This is a genomic window from Bradyrhizobium sp. BEA-2-5 (genome assembly GCF_032918025.1).
Lineage (GTDB): Bacteria > Pseudomonadota > Alphaproteobacteria > Rhizobiales > Xanthobacteraceae > Bradyrhizobium > Bradyrhizobium pachyrhizi.
In genome coordinates this window covers 2,042,515-2,061,212 of record NZ_CP136629.1, presented here as the reverse complement: position 1 = coordinate 2,061,212, position 18,698 = coordinate 2,042,515, and the positions used below count along the sequence as shown (strand labels likewise).

The window sequence follows — 18,698 nt, the reverse complement described above, 5'->3', positions numbered from 1 at the left end:
TGATCAGTGCGCCGGTTGGGAGAGTGGTGGTGTCGGCCGCGACTGCATCTCGGCAGTCGGAAAGCCATTGACGCTCGTGATGTGATCAGTTGGACGTTGCGGCCGACGGACGTTCAGAAGATCACGCACGATGAGTTTGCTGGCTCGCCCGTCACCGAATGGATTGGCACCGAGAGACATGGCTTCGTGCTCCGTTGGCACATCAAGCAGGCGTTCGACGCCTGCGACGATACGAACCGGGTCGGTGGTGACCAGGCGAGCGACGCCGGCGTCAACGGCCTCCATCCGCTCGCTGGTATCTCGCATGACGAGTACCGGCTTACGAAGCGCCGGTGCTTCCTCCTGAATCCCACCGGAATCGGTGAGGATGAGATACGAGCGCGTCATGAGGTAGACGAACTCGGGATAGTTGAGGGGCTCGATCAGGAAGATATTCGACGCATCGCGCAGATGGTCGAATACCGGCCCGCGCACATTCGGATTCAGATGAACGGGATACACGATTTGAATATCGTCCCGCCGACTGATCGTCTTCAATGCCTCGCAGATCTGCCGGAACCCGGATCCAAAGCTCTCGCGCCGATGTCCGGTCACGAGGACGAGCCGCTTCGAGGTATCGAGCCATGAGTATTTCGCTTCAAGCGACCGGCGAAGCTCGCCCGGTTGAGAGATATTTGAAGCCATACGAAGCAGCCCGTCGATCACGGTATTGCCGGTGACAATGACGGCGTCTGGCGGATACCCTTCCTTCAGCAGGGCAGAACGCGCACGCAACGTCGGCGCATAATGCCTCGTCGTTACGACGGCAGTGACCCGCCGATTGGCCTCCTCCGGCCATGGACTCATGAGATTGCCGGTTCGCAATCCCGCTTCGACATGCCCGACACTGACCGACCGGAAGAACGCGGCAAGTGCAGCCGCCGTACTGGTTGCGGTGTCGCCCTGTACAAGAACGTAGTCCGGATTGTAGTCGGCGATGATCGGATCGATTCCAGTCATGACCGCGCTGAACACCTCGCTCAACGACTGGTTGGGTCGCATGATGTTCAGGTCGTAGTCAGCCTTCAACGAGAAGGCCGACATCACGTCGTCGAGCATCTGACGATGCTGGCCCGTTACGCAGACGCGCGTGTCAATTCCTTCTGCTTCGCCCAGCGCCAGCACAAGCGGTGCCATTTTGATCGCCTCTGGACGAGTACCAAATACGCTAAGAATACGCATGAAGCTCGACGCCGCCTGTGTTCAAAAATTTTGTCGTGTTGAATATTCTTGCCGTGTCGAAATGATGCGGCACGCTACCGGATTTTCCCGACGCGTTCATCGCCAACGTTGGCTCGGCGCATGTTAAATGAAATTTATAGCTAATTCTCGGAGTTGCCGCGGAGCGCGTTGCGCATCATCGATGCCGGCTGTTGTCAGGCGGTTCCAGATTTAACCTTTTCGGGTTAACGCGCATTGTCCGCTGACGTTCTTCCCTACTGCCGGCGAGTTCCAGATTTAACTTCTCCAGGTTAACGCGCATTCGCTGTACCGTTCGCAATCGTCGTCGGTGCATCCCGTGCTTGCATTCGCAACAGCTCGGCGAGAGTGCAATCGCGCGTGCAATGAATTCCGATGACAGACTCGCATTATCCAATTTCGGGAAAACTTGGACAAAACAAGATTAAATAGCGTATGTGGACTTGCGTAGATTGGCACCGTTCGTGGCGACGATCACTGCGCAACTCGCTCCTGGTCGGGGGATTCCGGAAGTCGTGTGGCCGGCACTTTCCGGCATTTGATAGATCGGAGGCAGCGCCTCGTGGAAGGCAAGGTTTTACTCCTCTCGCAGCGTCGGATTTCCGATCTTGTCGCATTTTGTCTCAGCTATGAGTTCGAGGACAATTTGGCGGCGATGACGCGCGCCGATCGGTTCGATGTTCAAGATCGCGCTGCATTGGAGTTCTCGCGGCGGGTCTACAAGTGGACGCGCCTTGCATCAGGATCGACCAAACTGGCAGGTGTGCTGGCACCCTCCCCGCCGCAGCTGCGGCTGCAACGCGATTACGAACTGTTCTTTCCGATCTTCAGCAATGCGTATCAACTCCACGCGCTCGCGGCGATTCCCGACTGGCGCAAGCGGTGTCGCAAGGCGGCGTGCTTCATCACTGAAGTCTGGGCAGACGAAATCCCGGAGTATCTGATCGAGCTCCTGTCCGGATTTGATCATATATTTGTCGGCCTGCATCACTGCGCATCGCAGATCGCGCGAATAGCAGGTCGACCGTGCAGCTATCTGCCGTTGGCGGTCGACGTTGAGCGGTTCGCGCCGAAACCCGAGCAGCAGCGATCGATCGCCGTGTGCAACATCGGGCGTCGTTCGGCGACGACCCACGCCGCGTTGCTGGCCGGCGCCGAGAGAGAGCGGTTCTTCTACTACTACGACACTGTGGCGGCGAGCGGTTCGAACCGAAAGGAAAGGACGTTCCGGGTCGACAATCCGGAAGAACACCGCATCATGATTGCGAATATCTTGCAGCGCAGCCGCTATTTCATTGCCAATCGCAGCCACGTCAACAACCCGGAGTTCACGGCTGGCCGAGACGAGATTTCCGCTCGCTATTATGAAGGTGCTGCAGCCGGGGCAGTGATGGTCGGAGAAGCGCCGCGCACCGAAGAGTTTGCACGGCAGTTCGACTGGCCCGATGCTGTCATTCACGTGCCCTTCGAGTCGCCGGACATTTGCCAGGTCCTCGAAGCGCTGGACGCAGACCCGGCGCGACTGCGAGCGGTTCAGAACGCAAACGTCCGGGAAGCCGCGCTGCGGCACGATTGGCTCTACCGTATACAGACGGTATTCGACATCCTCGGTATTGCTCACACCGACCAGATGAGCGCACGAGCCAACCGTCTGCGCCAGATCGCCGGATCCTTTGAGCTGCCGGCAGCCGCCTGAAATCGTCACCTCGAGTGATACGGAGCAATGCGACATTTCCGCCGGTTTATGGTTAACGCCCTGTTAAGCGGCGGCTGCTACATCCCAGCAGGTAGGCGATCCTTTTCATATGATCGCCAAGGTGTCGCGAACGTCCGCAACGGCGGACAAACGTCAAGCTGCGTATCCAGGCATGAAACGCTCCAGTCAGCTCCCCTCGGCTCAGGCGGCCATCCTCAATGCGCCGCCTTTGCCACGTCAGGCAGACAGGCTTGCTGCACCTCTGCGACGGCGTGGCGCCTGGACACAATTCGTCGAAGCCCGCCTGCGCGAGCCCGTAAATCCGGAACGAAATCCCGCCGAGCCGCCGCCAGACAGTCCGACCGACAAGCAACCGACGATCCTCGGCGACGATCCGAGCTCGCCAAGCGGTGGGCCGACGAATGAAGCCCACCAGCTCGCCGACTTGGAACACCTGCAGCCGATTGCGCTCCCGCAGGATGAGGTCAGTCGGCGGCTGAATGAGGCCGCGGAGAACATCGGCCGTCGGACAAATGTGGCTCCGCCTGATGCCGGACCAGACGACGAGTCCGCCCCCCCTGCGGCCGATCCAAACGATGTTTCAGCGGAGGAATCCGACAACCCCACGCAGCCAGCGCCATCGGACTCGCATGCCGGCTCAGCGGTAGCCACGTACACGCCTGAGGCAGATGAAGGAGAGGGATTCCGTCCGGCCGCGGACCCAGGTCCGAACTCGGTGCCGCCGGCGTCAATCCGTCCAGCAGTGCAACCGCCCGTGCACACAAGCACTGCCGAGGCGAGCGTCGCGGTGCAGGAACAGCAGATCATACTGATCGACAAGCTCATCGCGGAAGAACTTCAGAGCTCGCCGCGGGACCGACGTTCGGTCAGCAGCGAATGGAAAGTGCGCAACTTTGTATGGTTCCTCGCTCCAACAACGGTTCTGCTGGCGATTGGGACCGGAATGCTCATGCGGGGCAATGTTGCATCCCTGTTCAGCACAGCATCCCAGGTTGTCAGCCATTCGAACGCGACGCCCGTTCAGCCGCCACCGCAAGGCAGACGCAAGCTGAAACCTGCAATTGCCACCTTCGTACATCGTGCTCCGATCGAAGCAGCCGCAACGGCACCACCCGCACGTTCACTGCCGACGACATACGGGATTTTTGCGTCAAGCAACGGGCGGATGATCCGGCTCGAGCCGATGAACATCCGCCTTCCCGACAGCCGGATCGCCGTGTCGGTATTGACCACGAAGCCAGGCACCGTTGTGGTGCCGCACGGCCCGCTTTCGTTTGTCGTGTATCAGCGCGAGCTTATGACAAGCGCACCCGACAACGCACAATTGCGCATTCTCGCCCAGGTCGCACGAACACCGTCGTCACCGGCAGTCGCTATGGCCAACGATGCCTGGGCAATCCGGTCCGTTTCCGTCGACCTGACCGTAGCGCCGGTCCCTGAAAGCCGCGAGATGGTCGAGCTGCAGCCAGTGAACCCCGATCTCGTCCTCTCACCCGGCCGTTACGTGCTGGTTTTCAAAAACCAGGCCTACGACTTTGTCGTAGCCGGCAAGGTTACCGATAAGGCCCATTGCCTCGAGAGGGCGGAAACGCCGGACGGCGACAGGTTCACCGAGTGCCGCAGGCTCCCGTAATATAGGGCGGCCGGTCCTAGGGCGGCGTCGACGCGACCGCGGCCGGCGGCAACTTCGTCGCTTTCGCAGTGGCGGCACCGACGCTGAGCTGGCCGGTCCTACGCCAAAGCAGCAGCCCTGCTCCGCCGCCGATCGTACAGATCGCAAGCAACATAATTTCCCCGCGCCCCAATCCAGGAGAGATCAGCGCGTAGGGCAGCATGCCCAGACCCATCCAGAAGAGCTTTTGCCACTGGTAGGAGTCGTACCTCTTGCCAAGGTTGCGCCGCTTGAACCATAGATCTTTCGCTTCGCGCGAAAACGGAAGAACACGTCGGCACACGGCCGGCACGAGGCGAAGCGCGAGCAGCAGAGCAAGGAACATCGCCAACACGACCACGATACGATCGTCGCCGCCGGACAGCAGTCGGAACACCGGCAAAATGCAAAGGCCGAGGCCGATCCTTAGCAATGCCCCGGCGGACCAGGTGTCCAAGTTAATCAGGAAGCGCTCAAAGGACGTCATAGGCGTAATCCAAGATTAGGAGTTGACTTGCAGTCGTACGATGCCGAAATCGCGTAGCAAGGACCACGCGAGTTGCAGTGGCCGCGTGATCCTGAAGACACCAACCACGACGGTCAGGTAGGCCGTCACGCAGATCACGCTCGCGACCGGGATTCGCAGCAACCGCGGCAATTCCAGCAGAAATGCCTCCTGTATCGAGAAAGCAACCGCGACGGCGACCAGCGCAGCAATGGTCTGCGGCGCAGTCGCGCGCAGGACGTCCCCGATGCTGATCCCGACCGGCCTGCCGGCGTAGACGAGCGCAGGAACGAACAGCACGAACATGGTGACCGTGTAGGCGATCGTCACCCCGACCACGCCGAACGGCAGTCCGGCTGCAAGCGCAACCAATTGGCAGATCGCACTGAAGATGCCCCATCGCATCCATCGATCGGGACGTCCGACCGCAACATGAACCCAACCGAGAGTTCGCTCGATGCAGTCGGCAATGCCTCGAATTGCAAGGATACAGAGCAAGGGGCCCGCGGGAGACCATTTCTCTCCGAGAAGCACGATCACGATGTCATGAGCGCTCACGGCCAGAGCGGCGAAGGCAGGCCCCGAAAAGTAGCAAAGCAGTGACAGCGCGCCTTCCCAGGAGCGCTTCAGTTCGGCTGCACTGTGCTGGAGCTTGCTCAGTCCCGACACCGCGATGTTATGCAGCGGCTCACTGAGAATCGACAGCAGGTTGTTGTAGATCGTGAAGGCGTTCTGAAAATAGCCAAGCGGCCCTGCACCGAGGAAATACCCCATCGCGATTCTGTCCGCCGAACGAGCGAAGTAATCCGTCATGGTGAAGCCGGTCACTCCCAGCCCGAACCGCAGCAGTTCCTTGACCATTGGCGTGAGCCTGGGCCTGCCCGGTATCCATCGACAGGCGGTCCAGGCTCCCACGACGGTCAAAGCCGACGTTATGATCGGCTTGGCGATCAGCGCCCAGTAGCCCCAGCCCGAAAGCGCCAGTCCGACGCTTGCAGCGCTTCCAATGATGTTCGCCGATATGTCGATCATCGCGATGCGGCGAAACTGCATTGCCCGACGCATCAGCGCATAGTGCTGCGTCGACAAAGCCATCATCAGGAAGGTCACCGACAATGCCAACGCCATGCCCGCGAGCGATGGCTCGCCGAAGGCACGCGCTATCCACCGACCGGACGCAGCCAGCACGACAGCCAGCACGACGCCGATCAGCACATTCAGCCAGAACAACGTGCTGACCTCGGCTCGTGAGATGCTGCTCCGCTGGGCGGAGGCCTCGCTCATCCCGAGATCGACGAAAAGGGGCGCGAAGCCGATCAGGGCCAGCATCATGGCCACCAACCCGAAATCATGCGGTCCGAGCAGCCGCGCCAGTACGATCGTCGAGGCCAACTGAACGAAGATATTCAGTCCGCGCGCAGCAATGAACGCCACGCCGCTGTGCAGCGACCTGCGGCCAAGGCCTGAGTATGGCTTGTTGTCCGCAAAATACTGATCGGTACGTTCGTTCCGCTGCACGCGTCGTTCCCGTTCAATTCGCTGGATTCTGGCTTTGAGGTACCCGCTCAAGCCAGATTTCCCGCCAATAGGGATAGATGGCGCGCGGGCAGAAGCGGCGGCAGATCGCATAGCGCGCCTCACACACGACATCCTTCAGGATGATCGCGTCCGTCTTGAAACGGACCATCTTGCACGAACCTTCGTCGATGATCTGCTTTTGACGCCTCTCGACCTCGTACTCGCGTTCGGTGAACGGTACCATCTCCGGATCGAAATACAGGCCGCGGTTGCGGTAGTTGCAGTCCAGTGTTTCGAGGATGTCCTTGTACGGCTTGACGCGCACGACGTCGCCCGCCTGCAGATCAAGCCGGGACTGCGGGACCTTGCTCCCTTCCGGCACGCCGAAGGGCCTGATCGGATAAGGTACGCCACCTCTGAAGCGTTGGAATGTGTCGTAGATCCAGCGCATCGCGGTGCCGATGCCCAGCCCTGCTTCGGTGACCGTACGCCAGACCGAGAACGTCAATCCGGCGACGAGGTCCTGCAGCCGAACGTTACCGGAAGCGTAGTCCTCGACATACTGTCGCGGATCCCACCACTTCAGGGGCTGCGTGGCGAATTTCACCTGCGTGTTCTGGCAAACGTAGGTCGGCTCGGTTTCGCCCACCTTCGGCGGATGCTTGATCGTGCTCCACAGCGTTTCCTCGCTGCAGCCGCCAGACCCGAACGGCTTGCCCGCGCCATTCGGCGACGGCCCTTTCTCGCCCGCCGGCTTCAACCAGGCGTCCTTCCAGAATATCAGACAGGCCGCCTCGCAGCCGTCATGAGCCGCGCCGTTGCAGCGGATGTTCTCGAGATGGACCGTGTTCAGCATCTTGCGGCCGCCGATACCGAGCGCGGGATCGCAGGTCTTGTGAGCTCGCTTGCCGACGCGGAGCGTCTTGCCGCAATACTTCAGCATCTCGGGCATGAAGGGCATTTCCTCCAGGCGGCCGTTAGCATCCAGCGTCGCGAGAATCTCCTCCTTGCTTCTGACCTCCACCAGGTCACCAGCGCGAAAGATACTTGAAAATAGCGTGCTCATATCGTGCGCCTTGAGATATACCCTGCAATCAGAAATTCGCCGGCTGCGCGACGTCCGCGCAACCATCGTCAGATCAGTGTCAATTTTCGCCCGAAAAATGCCTCGGCGAAGCGTTCCGCAGCCCTGCACTCCATGCCCCGAATCCGTGCGAGGCCGCGAAAGGTGTCTGCATCGAACCACTGCTTGGATCGCTGCGTCCCGAAATGCTTGAGCAGGAGTTCAATCTTACGATCGAGCGCCGCCGCCGATACCGGCATGTAAACGTTGGGTTGACCGAAGTCGCCATCCCACTTCGGAATCTCATATTCCAGGATCTGATGATCGCGAAACGTGTTCCATGTCAGGCGGCAGACCTGGCGATGGTCCTGATGGGCATCATCCCTGCGATGCGTCAGAATGACGTCAGGCTCGACCCGCCGCTTCAGCGATTCAAACCATTCCTTGATGGCTTCTCCCCTCTCCGGGAAAAATCCATCGGGAAACGACAGCACCTCGACATTCGCGGATGCAGCCCCGGACAAGAAGTCAGCCGCCGACGCTCTGGCCTCAGCCTCCCGTATGGCGCCACCGCTTAGAACGCACCAATGCACATCCAGCTTGATACCGCGCTCGATCAGCTCCAGCAGCGTCGCTCCCGCGCCGATTTCGATATCATCCGAATGGGCGCCAAAGCACAGGATCGACAGATGGTCTCCGGGCCTGGCAAGCTGCAATGCTCTCATTCCGGTTAAGCCGCGCTGGCTACCGACGAGTGATTCAGCCGCCACGGCGTGTCGCCGCGCTCCACCATGTCCTCCAACACTTGTCTATCGCGCAAGGTATCCATGGCGCGCCAAAAGCCCTCATAGCGATAGGCCATGAGGTGACCGCCCTCGATCAAACGGTTGAACGGTTCCTGGACGAGCTCTTCTCCCTCCTTGATGTAATCGAAGATTTCGTTACGGAAGATGAAGTAGCCGCCGTTGATCCAGATCTCGGACTCCTGACTGGAGCGAATCCGCTGCACCGACCCGTGAGCATCAAACTCGGCAAGGTGGAAGCTGATCGGTGGATGGATCGCCACGAAGCAACCGATCTTTCCGCTTTCCTTGAACTTCTGGATCATGTCAGGTAGCGGCGCGTCGGTCAGCCCGTCGCTGTAGTTCGCAAGGAACATCTCTTCGTCCTTGACGAGATGGCGGACGGCCAGCAAGCGCTGCCCGATGTTGCGCCATGTCCCCGTATCCACCAGCGAAACCCGCCAGTCCGGTTGATGTTCGCCGATCAGCTCGACCTTTTTGCCGTACTCCGAAATCACGCAGTCGCTGTTCGCAGTCGCGCGATAATTCAGGAAGTAATCCTTGATCACGTTCGCCTTGTAGCCAAGGCACAAGATGAAATCATTGTGATTGTACTGGCTGTAGTACTGCATCACATGCCAGAGGATCGGCTGATGGCCGATCGGGACCATCGGCTTCGGTATACTTTCCGAATACTCGCGGATCCGCGTACCGAGACCGCCGCAAAAAAGGACAACCTTCATGGCGCAACCTCACGCGGATCAATGATTTCGACGTTAGGAATCGGAACGATGAACTTGCAGCCCCAGTCCGCGACATGCCGCATTTGCGCAACGATTTCCCTCTTCAAATTCCAGGGAAGGATGAACAGGTAGTCGGGACGCGCCTCGTCGATGGCTTCGACCGGCAGGATCGGAATGTGCATGCCCGGCGTATAGCGGCCGTGCTTGTAGGGGTTGCGGTCCACGGTGAAGTCGAGGAAGTCGGTTCCGATGCCGCAGTAGTTGAGCAGCGTGTTACCCTTGCCGGGAGCGCCGTAGCCGCAGATCCGCGCCCCCTTGTTCTTGCTCTCAATCAAGAACGACAGCAGTTCGCGCTTGGTGCGATGAACCCGCGATGTAAACTGCTCGTACTGCCCTATGTCTTCCAGGCCGATCCGACGCTCATGGGTCAGCAGTGCGGTCACCGCGGCGGAGACGGCGTGAGTCGCATCGGCGCGGCAGAGGTAGACGCGAAGTGAGCCGCCGTGCGTTGGGATCTGCTCGACGTCGAAAACTTTCAGATCATGCCGCCGCGCGAGACGATCGATCGTTACCAACGAGAAATACGAGAAATGCTCGTGGTAGATGGTATCGAACTGATTTTCGTCGATGAGCCGCTCAAGATGCGGGAATTCGAGCGTAATCACTCCTTGCGGCGCGAGCAGGCACGCCATTCCGGCGGTGAAATCGTTTAGATCCGGAACCTGTGCCAGCACGTTATTGCCGATAATCAGATCGGCCCGCTTGCCATCCGACACCAGCTTCCGCGCGAGTTCCAGGCCGAAGAACTCGACCATTGTCGGGACGTTTTTCTGCCTTGCAACTTCGGCCACGTTGGCCGCCGGCTCGATTCCCGTGACCGGCACCCCGAGCGGCAGGAAGTGCTGCAACAGGTAGCCGTTGTTGCTCGCGATCTCGTAGACGCGGCTCTCGGCACCAAGGTTCAGCCTGGCCTTGATCATCTCACAGTAGCGCCGCGCATGTTCCACCCACGACGTCGAGTAAGACGAGAAGTAAGCATACTCGGTGAAGATATGCTCCGGTTTGACGTATTCCTGGAGTTGCACCAGGAAGCAGGACCCGCAAACCACGGTGTGCAGCGGGTAGTACGGCTCCATGGCGTCGGTCTGGTCGGCTGTGAGGAAACTTTCGCAGAGAGGCGACATTCCCAGGTCGACAAATGTCGATTTCAACGTCGCGCCGCACAGACGGCAGTTACCGTGAGAGGATTTCGACCGAATCGATTCGAATCTCGAGTGAGCGTTCATTGGGCCGTACCATGAATATAGGATTGCCGAATATGAGATTGCCGGCGCTTAAATCGGGCTCGTTAGATTGAATTTTATCGTATGAAAGCGAACAATATGAAGCGATATCGAACAACAAGGTAAACCACGCAGTTGCTGAAAATTTTAGTAAAATTGTATAGAATTGGTCGTCGACAATTGGCCTCTCGGTCGGGAGTGGATGCGTCCCATGCGCTTTGAAGCAACAGGACTTGACGGAGCGTGGCTCGTCAAACTCGAGCCTGCACACGATGAGCGCGGCTTTTTCGCGCGCACATTCTGCGAAGACGAGTTTCGCGCATACGGGCTCGTGACCAGATTTCCCCAGCACAGCATCTCGAGCTCCTCGCGCAAGGCGACATTGCGCGGAATGCACTTTCAGAATGAGCCGCACGGCGAGGTTAAGCTCGTGCGCTGCTTGAACGGATCGATTTGGGACGTCATCATCGATCTGCGTGCGAACTCGCCGACCTTTCGTCAATGGCGCGGCTTCGAGCTTTCAGCGGAGAACGGTTCGCAGCTCTACATCCCCAAGGGGTTCGCGCACGGCTTTCAAACCTTGAGCGACAACGTTCAGGTCAATTATCTGATTTCGGAGTTCTACGAGCCTTCGGCTGCTAACGGCGTCCGATACGACGACCCGATGTTCGGCATCAGCTGGCCTCTGGCCATAAGCACGATCTCCGATAAGGACCTGAACTGGCCGCGCCGGGGTGCGTGAGCGCTTACTGCACAGGCGCGAGGAGTCCGTGGCGCTCGAGCACTTTTGCTGTCTTCAGAATGACCGGGAACGGCAGGTCGGCACGCCTGGCGATATCAAGCAGAGAATGATGCCCATCGGACAGATTTAGGATCCACAGCATCGCCATGTTGGCTGCAGCGGCGTCCTTGTCACCGCCGATCGCACCATAGAGTCCGCGTCTGCCCAGTTGCGGTTCGCCTTTCGGTGACGTGTTATAGTAGCTGCGGTTGCCTTCGAGCAGGTCGATGACTTCGGAAATGATGCGGAAAGATTCCCCGAGGTGCTCCGGCCGAATGAAGCTCAGGTCGTCGGCCGAGGTGTGATACTGCGGGATGGCGCCGAAGCGGCTGCGCTGAAACAATCCCACCGGCAGGTTGAACCCCGGCGAGCAGTATTGCCGCTCATCATAACCGTAGGGCGAAAACTCCAATATCGTCGGCGCCAGTTTGGAATGCTGCAGCGTGTGTATCATTGCACGGTCGATTTCGGCATCGCCCTGCCTGCTCTTCTTGTATGTCGGACCGGCGCCGTCTCCGACCATTGATACCACGAGGCCATGCTTGATACGAGACACACGATGCTCGTTGCGGGCGAGCCAGGTGATCGCGCCAATCGTTCCCGGCGCAAAGAGAAACCGATAGCTGTATCGCGTTCGCATCTGAGAGATGCGGCTTGCGATCTCCGCGAGCAGGGCCAGGCCCGAACAGTTGTCATTGGCAAGCGAGGGATGGCAAACATGCGCCGACAGAAGCACCTCGTCGTCTGACTCTCCCTGGTGAAGATACTCACCATAGGTCAAATGCCCGTCGGCGAGGGTCGAGTCGATCACGACCTCGTAGCTATCCTCCCGCAGTTGCTCCAGCTGTCGGTGGGCCATGCAGAAAGCCCAGTTTTCCTGGTAGTAAGACGTTCGGTATGGGACCAGGTCCGGCTGATCGGGCAATGTGAAGACGTGGGACTTAAGGTCGTCCAGCGACATGGTGCGGCACACCGGCACGCTGTAGCTCATGACGTGCAGGTTGGATTCGTTGAAATCCACGACTTTCCGGCCGCGCGGGTCCTTGATGTACGCGTCCCGGATGTTCCACTCACGCGGCACGACCCAGTCGAGAACGGGTGTACCGGTCGGCACCTCGTGGACATCAAGGGAGATGTGCGCACCGATCTCCCGAAGGGTCTGCCGCACACCGTCACCGGTAATACTGCGGCAGATCGGGTAGATCCTTTCCGCAAGCGCAAACATCCTCGCGCCTGCACTTGTGACGTCGTCTGCCGCCGACACGCCGTCCTCCTGGTGTGTCAAATCGATCGGCGCGTGTATTAGTTCGCGACGAGTGCCGATTGCCCGACGCCCTGCCTCGACTTTACATGGCGGAGATCCGCATCGAGCACGCCGTCCGCCAGCAGCTTGTTGACGTGGCTGATGCGCTGATACCGGGGACCTTCGAACTCTTCGAGCGTGATGCCCGAGGCCCGGTAGGCCTTATAAAGCTGCTCCGCGCCCATCTTCGCATCCCATCGCGGCTTGAACTCCGGCAGCCGGGTTCGGATCTTTTCGAAGCTCACCCGATAGGACCGCGTGTCGGGGCCAGCGCCATCGGCGAATTCGATCTGACAGCCAGGGACAACATCGGCGACGATCTTCGCGAGATCGCGGATCTGGTAGTTGTGCGCCGTCTGGCCGACGTTGAAGGCTTCATTGAACACCGCCGCCTCGGGAGCTTCCATCGCCGCGACAAAGGCGCGGGAGATGTCCTCAATGTGAACGATGGGCCGCCAGGGCGTGCCGTCCGACTTCAAGAGGATCTTTCGCGTTGTCACCGCCCAGGCGACGAGATTGTTCAGCACGACATCGAATCGGAGCCGGGGAGATACGCCGTAAGCCGTTGCCGGTCGCAGGTAGACCGGACAAAATCCGTCACCGGCGAGGCCGGCAATATCGCGCTCCGACTGCACCTTGGATTCGCCATAGGCAGTCACCGGGTTGAGCGCTCCGGTTTCGTCGATCATCCCGTCGCCCGCCTTGCCGTAGTTGCTGCAGGAGGATGCAAACACGAACCGTCGCACACCGGCTTGCTTGGCCAGTTGCGCGAGGCGCACGCTGGCTACGTGATTGATCTGGTCGGTAAGGCCAGGTCTCAGATTGCCGAGCGGATCGTTCGACAGCGCGGCAAGATGCAGGATCGCGTCAAAAGCCTTCAGGTCCGCAAGTTCGACGTCTCGCGTGTCCTTGCAAATGGCCGGCACATCCACGATCGACCCGCCCTCTGCAAATGTGCAGCGAGAGTACAGATCGCTGTCGAGGCCAACGACTTCATGCCCGGCACGCCATAGCATCGGGGTGAGCACTGTACCGATGTAGCCGAGATGTCCGCTCACGAGAACGCGCATCTTAACGCCTCCAAATTTATTCTGTTTCTATCCCCCCTGCTTATTTCAAAATCGCTCACTGATGCACGTGTTTGTAAAACCTTAGTTAATGGCACGCTTGAAATAGCGGGAACGATCCGCTCAAGACGACGGGAAATGGTTGAGCCGTCCGCCATGATCGTTGACGTCGCCGGTTGCGGCGCCAGCCGAGAGACGCCGCAGCAGCGCTTGGGGAACTCTGCGTAGTTGCCGGTGAAGCCGGTAACGAGTGGTGGAACGGCTGACGTCGAAACGATTGGCCAATTCTCCGCCGAACGCCACAACGAATTTGTATCGCGCCTCGTTCTCAATTCCGCCATCGAAATCGAAATGAAGGCCCCGCTCGTGCGCCAGCTCGATGCCACTCCAGAGGAGCAGACTTACTGCGCCTGGATGGGCAATGCTCCTGTCCCGCGATGACAGGAAATAGTGCACGAACTTGTGGTCCCAGACAAAGAAGACCTGGGCGTGGACGTTGTTGTTCGAGTCCACCGCCGCGAGGATCCTGCATTGCTGTCGCTCGCTCGCGGCGGCATAGACAGCTTCCAATCGCGAGAGGTCGAAATACGATTTCGCGCCCTCCAGGTTAGCCTGGTAATACTTCACGAAGTATTTTGGGGACGTGACTTCGCGAATGGCAAGCCGTTCCCGCGCGCGTCGTATCACGTTCTTCGTCTTGTCGCGCAATCCCGACCAGAGCTCGTCTCGGGAGATCGTGCATTTCAGCATGAAAGTCGGATGCGCCCGCACCTCGTAGCCGCACGCGAGGAACGCGGCCACATCGCTGAACCCGGTATCGAGCGTCATCTCGACGTGATCGAAATCCGCGACCTGCTTGAGCAGGTCAGTGATGACCGCATGCGCCAACCGCATGCGTGCTTCCGTCTTGCCGGACTGCAGCGTGACTGTCGGCCCGAGAAAGCGCGTGATTTGAGGCATCTCGCATATGTTCATCCCGCCTTCAGTACGCGTGACGAACCGGAGAGAACCAACAACGCGCCCGCCACGCGAACAAGTGACTTCGCGCCAGCCACCGGGAGCCAGCGCATCCAGCCACCAATCCTCGTGAAAGACCGATTTGCGCATCAAATTCCTCTTCCGGAGACTAACCGGATAGCGAATCGGCAATCTGATTAAACCAAAACGTGCAGAAATGCCCAAGGTCCGCGCGGATCAGAAGGCCTTAGCTTCTATTGTAGTTAACGACGTCTGCAGCATTTAAATCGGGGCGCTCGCCTAGTTAGCCTCTGAGTTCGTCGTCGGTCAGGTGACGCATTGACGCAATACCGCGCCTGTTCAAAACATATTTAATCATTGCCCACGAGGCATGTGCTCACTGCGAACTTTTGCGTGCCGATCCATCCAAATTCGGCTGCACGAACGGCGTGCCGGCGTCATAGCGCGCTTTGGCCGGAAGCACATGAAGCTTCGTCTCTCCGACCGGGTCCACCCAAGGCCAATCGTATCCGCGCCCGACATCGAAGAACGGGGGGCGGCTTGCGAGGTACATGGAAGCAGGCAGGGCGCGATCCTCGCTTCCGGAATCCCAGTGCGTTTTGTTGGTGAGGTAATCAAAATTGCCATATCGAATCGTGGACATCGCAACCTTTGCGTCCGTCGGATATGGCTTCACGGCGTCCCAGCCGAGCATCCAGACGCCGGGCTTTGCATCGGTAAAGCGGGTTTCATACGACCAGCCGTCCATCTGACCGGGAACCCCGAGCACGTTTCCTATGAAAGACATCCAGTAGGAATACGCCATCAGGCCGGCGGCGCGCCGCGGCCCATTGCGGGGCTGCGACATATCATCGATGGTCCCGCCAGCCTGATTGTCGAACGCTGCCCGGACGCCGCGTAGATAGTTGCGGAAAAACGTGTGATAGATGCTGTTGCCGTGAGTGTCGTCGCTGTCGGCGTTCTGAGCGTAGTTGCCCTCGAACAAGACGTGATGGGCGCCCACCATGTGGCTGGCGTTGAGCCCGGTCTCGATCCAGGCTCCATTCGTATTGATGTAACCCATGTCCATGTAGTTATAGCCGACCACGGAGCCCGCCCCGGCGGAACGCGCCACCACCAGCTTGTTGGCCCTCACGGCAATTCCATTCTCGATCAGAACTTCCGACGATCCGGCGGAAAGACTAATGGCATATCCGCCTCCGCCGGGTTGAGCCCAGGCCGCGTCGTGCACGTAGAACTCGCGTAGTTCGACCCGGAAGGAGTTGTGAATTGCAAAGCCTTCGCCGTGCCAAACCGAATTGTCGACGTTCTTCGCCCACGAAGAAGCAGCCCAATTGAAGCGAAGATTGCCCGCGTCGCCCCCCTTGAGCGCCAGATCTTCGACGCCCGCGTGCTTCACATGCGGCTGCGCGAACCGTGACAGTTGAGCGGCGTTTGCCTTCCGATAGCTGATGTGAATTGGGGTCGTGAAGGTGATCCTGGAACCGGAGACGGTGCTGATCTCCTTGACCTCGGCAACAGGCCGATCAGGTCTCCCGAACCACGATCCAGCGCTTTGCGGCGTCGATGGAAACGCATCGGGTGCAAAGTCATCGACAAACTGAATCGCAGGTTTGTGCTTTTGCCAGACAACCCTGAAATCTTCCGACGCCCAGATCTGCCCTCGCCCCTGCGGGTCGACACGCCAATCGGCGGCCGACGCCTCGTCGAGCAGCACGATCTGTCCAGGCACAAAGCCCGCGGCGTCGTCGACCTCGACCGTTCTTTCGCCCTTTATTGCATCATTCCGAAGGTTCGCCGATCGCACGGCATTGACCGTATCGCTCGTGCTGGAGAAAAGCGACGGTCCCACCACGACCAGCGGAGACGGCCTGGCACCGACTGCGTCATTGAAAGGTTTCGCGCCATCCTGCTTTTCGAGCGTCGTCCGGCCCGGACCGGAGCCGCGCAGGGTAATTGCCTTGTTGAGCAGCAGGAAATTGCCGCCATTGATCAGAAACCGTCCCGCCGCCAGTTGCACGACCTGCCCTACCGGGCATGCGTTGATTGCGCCCTGGATTGCCGCAGCGTCATCGAGTGTGCCGCCACGAGGCGACAGCGTCGCGCAGATGGTTTTTCGAGAGGGTATCCCACCTTCAGCCATCAGGCCGGGTTGCCAGGTCGTCCCGCGATCTGAGGGCAGTATTTCCATCGAGTTCGAGAGCAAATGCGGACGAATGGCTTGAGCATGCAACGAAGATCATCGTTGCAGCCAAACACCGCCAATGCCGCCGCAGGGCCGCCCGCATCGTCTCGTGACCAGGGTTGCGCCGCGTCGCGATGACCTTCCGGTTGAACATGCATCCTCTGACTTGCAGCGCCAAACCGACTGGCTTCGCGCCTGCTAGCGTGACCTCACGACGTTAACGGGAGTAGACGGCGGCCTGAACCGCGGTCCGTGGATGCGCCGCATTGCTGGGCGCCTGGCTATCGCCAAATTTGCCGCGGGACGCGCCTGCCCCCAATATCTGGCAGCTTCAACCGCGGCTATAACGAACACCACCCACAGCATTTCGAAGCCGCGCATCCATGTGCTCTCGAGACCGTTCGTAATGGCAACGTAGAGAACGATCGACAGCAGGATCCATGCCCGCGAAACATCAAAACGCGCCAGGCGACCAATGCCGTGTATCGTCGCAAGGATGAATCCGACAAGCAGGAAAAATCCCGCATAGCCTAGTTCAAGCAATGTGTCTTCATAACCATTGTGGGCGTTGGGCATCTCCTTGACCCAGCCCGGCGCTTCCACGATGCTCGGCGCGTCGGGTCCAACCAGCCAGAACGACTGATAACCCCAGCCCAGCAGCGGCTTCTTTACGATTTGCATATTTGCAAAATCCCAAATGATGGTACGGCCCGTGAAAGTCGAATCGCCGTACAGCATGTACGACACGCGATTCATGCTGATGCCGGTGACGAACGAAAAGACCATCCAGCAAATCGGTATCGATACGACAATCACCCACACCGGAACGCGGGTAGCCCTGGAAAGCTTGAGCAAGGTCCAGGCGAACGCCGGGACAAGCACCGCAAGTGCAAGCGCCGTCTTTGAATTGCTCAGCAGCAGCAGCGCGACAGACATGAGCGCGGTAACGATGCCGAGAACCCGTCGCCGTCCGGGATGAAGCAGCTCATGGAGCGCAAGCAGGAATGCAACGGCAGCGCATTCGCCTAGATAGTTCTTGCCCGAGAAATAGCCCGGGTAGCCCCATGTGGCGTACTTCACGTCGATCGGCGGCCTGCCCATGACGAACAGCATGTTCAGCACGGCAGCGATAAAAAAGCACCAGAACAAGCCGCGTAGCAGGTCGGTCGATCGAGTGGCAACGATCGCCGGGAGCGCGATCGAGGCAATGATCATGGCCTGCTGCGCAAATCTGATCCCTGAAGCCTCCGGCTTGAATGCCCAGGCAACGCTCGCCCCCGCCAGTGCAAGATAGGCAAACAGTATGATCAGGATCGGCGGAAAGCGGAGTCGCGACCGATTGCGCAGCGCAACGACGAGCGCGACTGCGGACAGGATCGGCCAAAAGATTTTGCTCTCTGGTCGAGCTTCCAAAAGACAAGCCGAGTCCGTCGGACTACAGGTCACGAGGATCAGGGGAAAAGCAATCGTGGCATAGACGCAGGCCAGCAACGGGATGATCGCGTATCCATCGATTACCCGACCGGACGAAGCCGCCAAGCCTGGTCGCTGAGAACGCAATACGGCTTCGTGCATGCTCGGTGCCCGTCAACTCCAGTCGCCAAGGCAGCAAGCTGATCGTTAATCGCCTGCCTTGCCCGACCGTGGGGCCGCGCAGCGAAACGATCAGCCTCTCAATGGCGCTGGCGCCAACACGTACTCAGACACGGCTCCGAACACCAACGATAAGTCAATCTTTCCTGAATTTTTATAGTGAACGCTTCGTTAACGCTTGTCCCCTAGCGTGGCGCACAGGGCGGGCTGTTTCGCTTGGTCGATTGATATTCCGGGAAATTGTGGATGCCGCGTAAGTACATGTTTACTCGCGCAAATTTCTTCCGAGC

At 59.3% G+C, this 18,698-nt stretch carries 15 protein-coding genes; 3 read left to right on the top strand and 12 right to left on the bottom strand.

Annotation, left to right across the window (positions count from 1 at the left end; genetic code table 11):
• Nucleotides 1–3 precede the first annotated feature (3 nt).
• Nucleotides 4–1,221 carry a non-hydrolyzing UDP-N-acetylglucosamine 2-epimerase gene (wecB, locus tag RX327_RS09635; protein ID WP_082190795.1) on the bottom strand — a complete coding sequence of 406 codons (1,218 nt, stop codon included), beginning with the start codon at nt 1,219–1,221 and terminating at the stop codon, nt 4–6.
• Nucleotides 1,222–1,801: 580 nt separating this feature from the next.
• Here wecB and RX327_RS09630 point away from each other — a divergent pair.
• Nucleotides 1,802–2,935, top strand: a complete 1,134-nt coding sequence (locus RX327_RS09630) for a glycosyltransferase (RefSeq protein WP_050387498.1) — start codon at nt 1,802–1,804, stop codon at nt 2,933–2,935.
• A 109-nt stretch (nt 2,936–3,044) separates the two neighbouring features.
• Nucleotides 3,045–4,589: a hypothetical protein gene (locus tag RX327_RS09625; RefSeq protein WP_152977915.1), complete on the top strand. Its 1,545-nt coding sequence runs from the start codon at nt 3,045–3,047 to the stop codon at nt 4,587–4,589.
• Between the two features lie 16 nt (nt 4,590–4,605).
• Here the strand turns inward: RX327_RS09625 and RX327_RS09620 are convergent, their stop codons facing one another.
• From RX327_RS09620 to RX327_RS09595, 6 genes are read right to left on the bottom strand one after another with little or no spacing between them, the layout of a single operon-like run.
• Entirely contained in the window at nt 4,606–5,094 is a 489-nt protein-coding gene (locus RX327_RS09620; protein ID WP_028333393.1) for a hypothetical protein, read from the bottom strand.
• A gap of 15 nt (nt 5,095–5,109) precedes the next feature.
• Nucleotides 5,110–6,681 (bottom strand): lipopolysaccharide biosynthesis protein, encoded by a 1,572-nt coding sequence (locus RX327_RS09615; RefSeq protein WP_157340716.1) that lies wholly within the window; start codon nt 6,679–6,681, stop codon nt 5,110–5,112.
• Nucleotides 6,644–7,825, bottom strand: a complete 1,182-nt coding sequence (locus tag RX327_RS09610) for a hypothetical protein (RefSeq protein ID WP_160321819.1) — start codon at nt 7,823–7,825, stop codon at nt 6,644–6,646. Before RX327_RS09610 ends, RX327_RS09615 begins: the two co-directional genes overlap by 38 nt.
• Nucleotides 7,765–8,418 carry a PIG-L deacetylase family protein gene (locus RX327_RS09605; RefSeq protein WP_028333396.1) on the bottom strand — a complete coding sequence of 218 codons (654 nt, stop codon included), beginning with the start codon at nt 8,416–8,418 and terminating at the stop codon, nt 7,765–7,767. Before RX327_RS09605 ends, RX327_RS09610 begins: the two co-directional genes overlap by 61 nt.
• A gap of 5 nt (nt 8,419–8,423) precedes the next feature.
• The gene (locus RX327_RS09600) at nt 8,424–9,218 is read right to left on the bottom strand and encodes a glucose-1-phosphate cytidylyltransferase (RefSeq protein WP_028333397.1); all 795 of its coding nucleotides are present in this window, start codon (nt 9,216–9,218) and stop codon (nt 8,424–8,426) included.
• Nucleotides 9,215–10,504: a class I SAM-dependent methyltransferase gene (locus tag RX327_RS09595; protein ID WP_317250114.1), complete on the bottom strand. Its 1,290-nt coding sequence runs from the start codon at nt 10,502–10,504 to the stop codon at nt 9,215–9,217. The genes RX327_RS09600 and RX327_RS09595 overlap by 4 nt, the downstream gene beginning before the upstream one ends.
• 208 nt (nt 10,505–10,712) lie before the next feature.
• On the opposite strand from RX327_RS09595, the gene rfbC reads away from it, so the two are divergent.
• Entirely contained in the window at nt 10,713–11,243 is a 531-nt protein-coding gene (gene rfbC, locus RX327_RS09590; protein ID WP_028333399.1) for a dTDP-4-dehydrorhamnose 3,5-epimerase, read from the top strand.
• 4 nt (nt 11,244–11,247) lie between these two features.
• Here rfbC and RX327_RS09585 read toward each other — a convergent pair whose 3' ends face one another.
• The 5 genes from RX327_RS09585 to RX327_RS09565 form a co-directional block, all read right to left on the bottom strand.
• Entirely contained in the window at nt 11,248–12,507 is a 1,260-nt protein-coding gene (locus RX327_RS09585; RefSeq protein ID WP_410712182.1) for a DUF4910 domain-containing protein, read from the bottom strand.
• A gap of 77 nt (nt 12,508–12,584) precedes the next feature.
• Entirely contained in the window at nt 12,585–13,655 is a 1,071-nt protein-coding gene (locus RX327_RS09580) for an NAD-dependent epimerase/dehydratase family protein (protein ID WP_050387504.1), read from the bottom strand.
• Between the two features lie 120 nt (nt 13,656–13,775).
• Entirely contained in the window at nt 13,776–14,759 is a 984-nt protein-coding gene (locus tag RX327_RS09575) for a GNAT family N-acetyltransferase (protein WP_244482621.1), read from the bottom strand.
• A 247-nt stretch (nt 14,760–15,006) separates the two neighbouring features.
• Entirely contained in the window at nt 15,007–16,863 is a 1,857-nt protein-coding gene (locus RX327_RS09570; RefSeq protein ID WP_317250113.1) for a hypothetical protein, read from the bottom strand.
• Nucleotides 16,864–17,013: 150 nt separating this feature from the next.
• Entirely contained in the window at nt 17,014–18,390 is a 1,377-nt protein-coding gene (locus RX327_RS09565; protein ID WP_244482623.1) for an O-antigen ligase family protein, read from the bottom strand.
• Nucleotides 18,391–18,698 lie beyond the last annotated feature (308 nt).

Excerpts from the sequence above, each read along its gene's own strand:
- rfbC (WP_028333399.1), top strand. The coding sequence starts at position 10,713 with ATGCGCTTTGAAGCAACAGGACTTGACGGAGCGTGGCTCGTCAAACTC.
- RX327_RS09620 (WP_028333393.1), bottom strand. The coding sequence starts at position 5,094 with ATGACGTCCTTTGAGCGCTTCCTGATTAACTTGGACACCTGGTCCGCC.
- RX327_RS09580 (WP_050387504.1), bottom strand. The coding sequence starts at position 13,655 with ATGCGCGTTCTCGTGAGCGGACATCTCGGCTACATCGGTACAGTGCTC.
- RX327_RS09565 (WP_244482623.1), bottom strand. The coding sequence starts at position 18,390 with ATGCACGAAGCCGTATTGCGTTCTCAGCGACCAGGCTTGGCGGCTTCG.
- RX327_RS09605 (WP_028333396.1), bottom strand. The coding sequence starts at position 8,418 with ATGAGAGCATTGCAGCTTGCCAGGCCCGGAGACCATCTGTCGATCCTG.
- RX327_RS09595 (WP_317250114.1), bottom strand. The coding sequence starts at position 10,504 with ATGAACGCTCACTCGAGATTCGAATCGATTCGGTCGAAATCCTCTCAC.
- RX327_RS09625 (WP_152977915.1), top strand. The coding sequence starts at position 3,045 with ATGATCGCCAAGGTGTCGCGAACGTCCGCAACGGCGGACAAACGTCAA.
- RX327_RS09585 (WP_410712182.1), bottom strand. The coding sequence starts at position 12,507 with ATGTTTGCGCTTGCGGAAAGGATCTACCCGATCTGCCGCAGTATTACC.
- wecB (WP_082190795.1), bottom strand. The coding sequence starts at position 1,221 with ATGCGTATTCTTAGCGTATTTGGTACTCGTCCAGAGGCGATCAAAATG.
- RX327_RS09575 (WP_244482621.1), bottom strand. The coding sequence starts at position 14,759 with ATGCGCAAATCGGTCTTTCACGAGGATTGGTGGCTGGATGCGCTGGCT.
- RX327_RS09600 (WP_028333397.1), bottom strand. The coding sequence starts at position 9,218 with ATGAAGGTTGTCCTTTTTTGCGGCGGTCTCGGTACGCGGATCCGCGAG.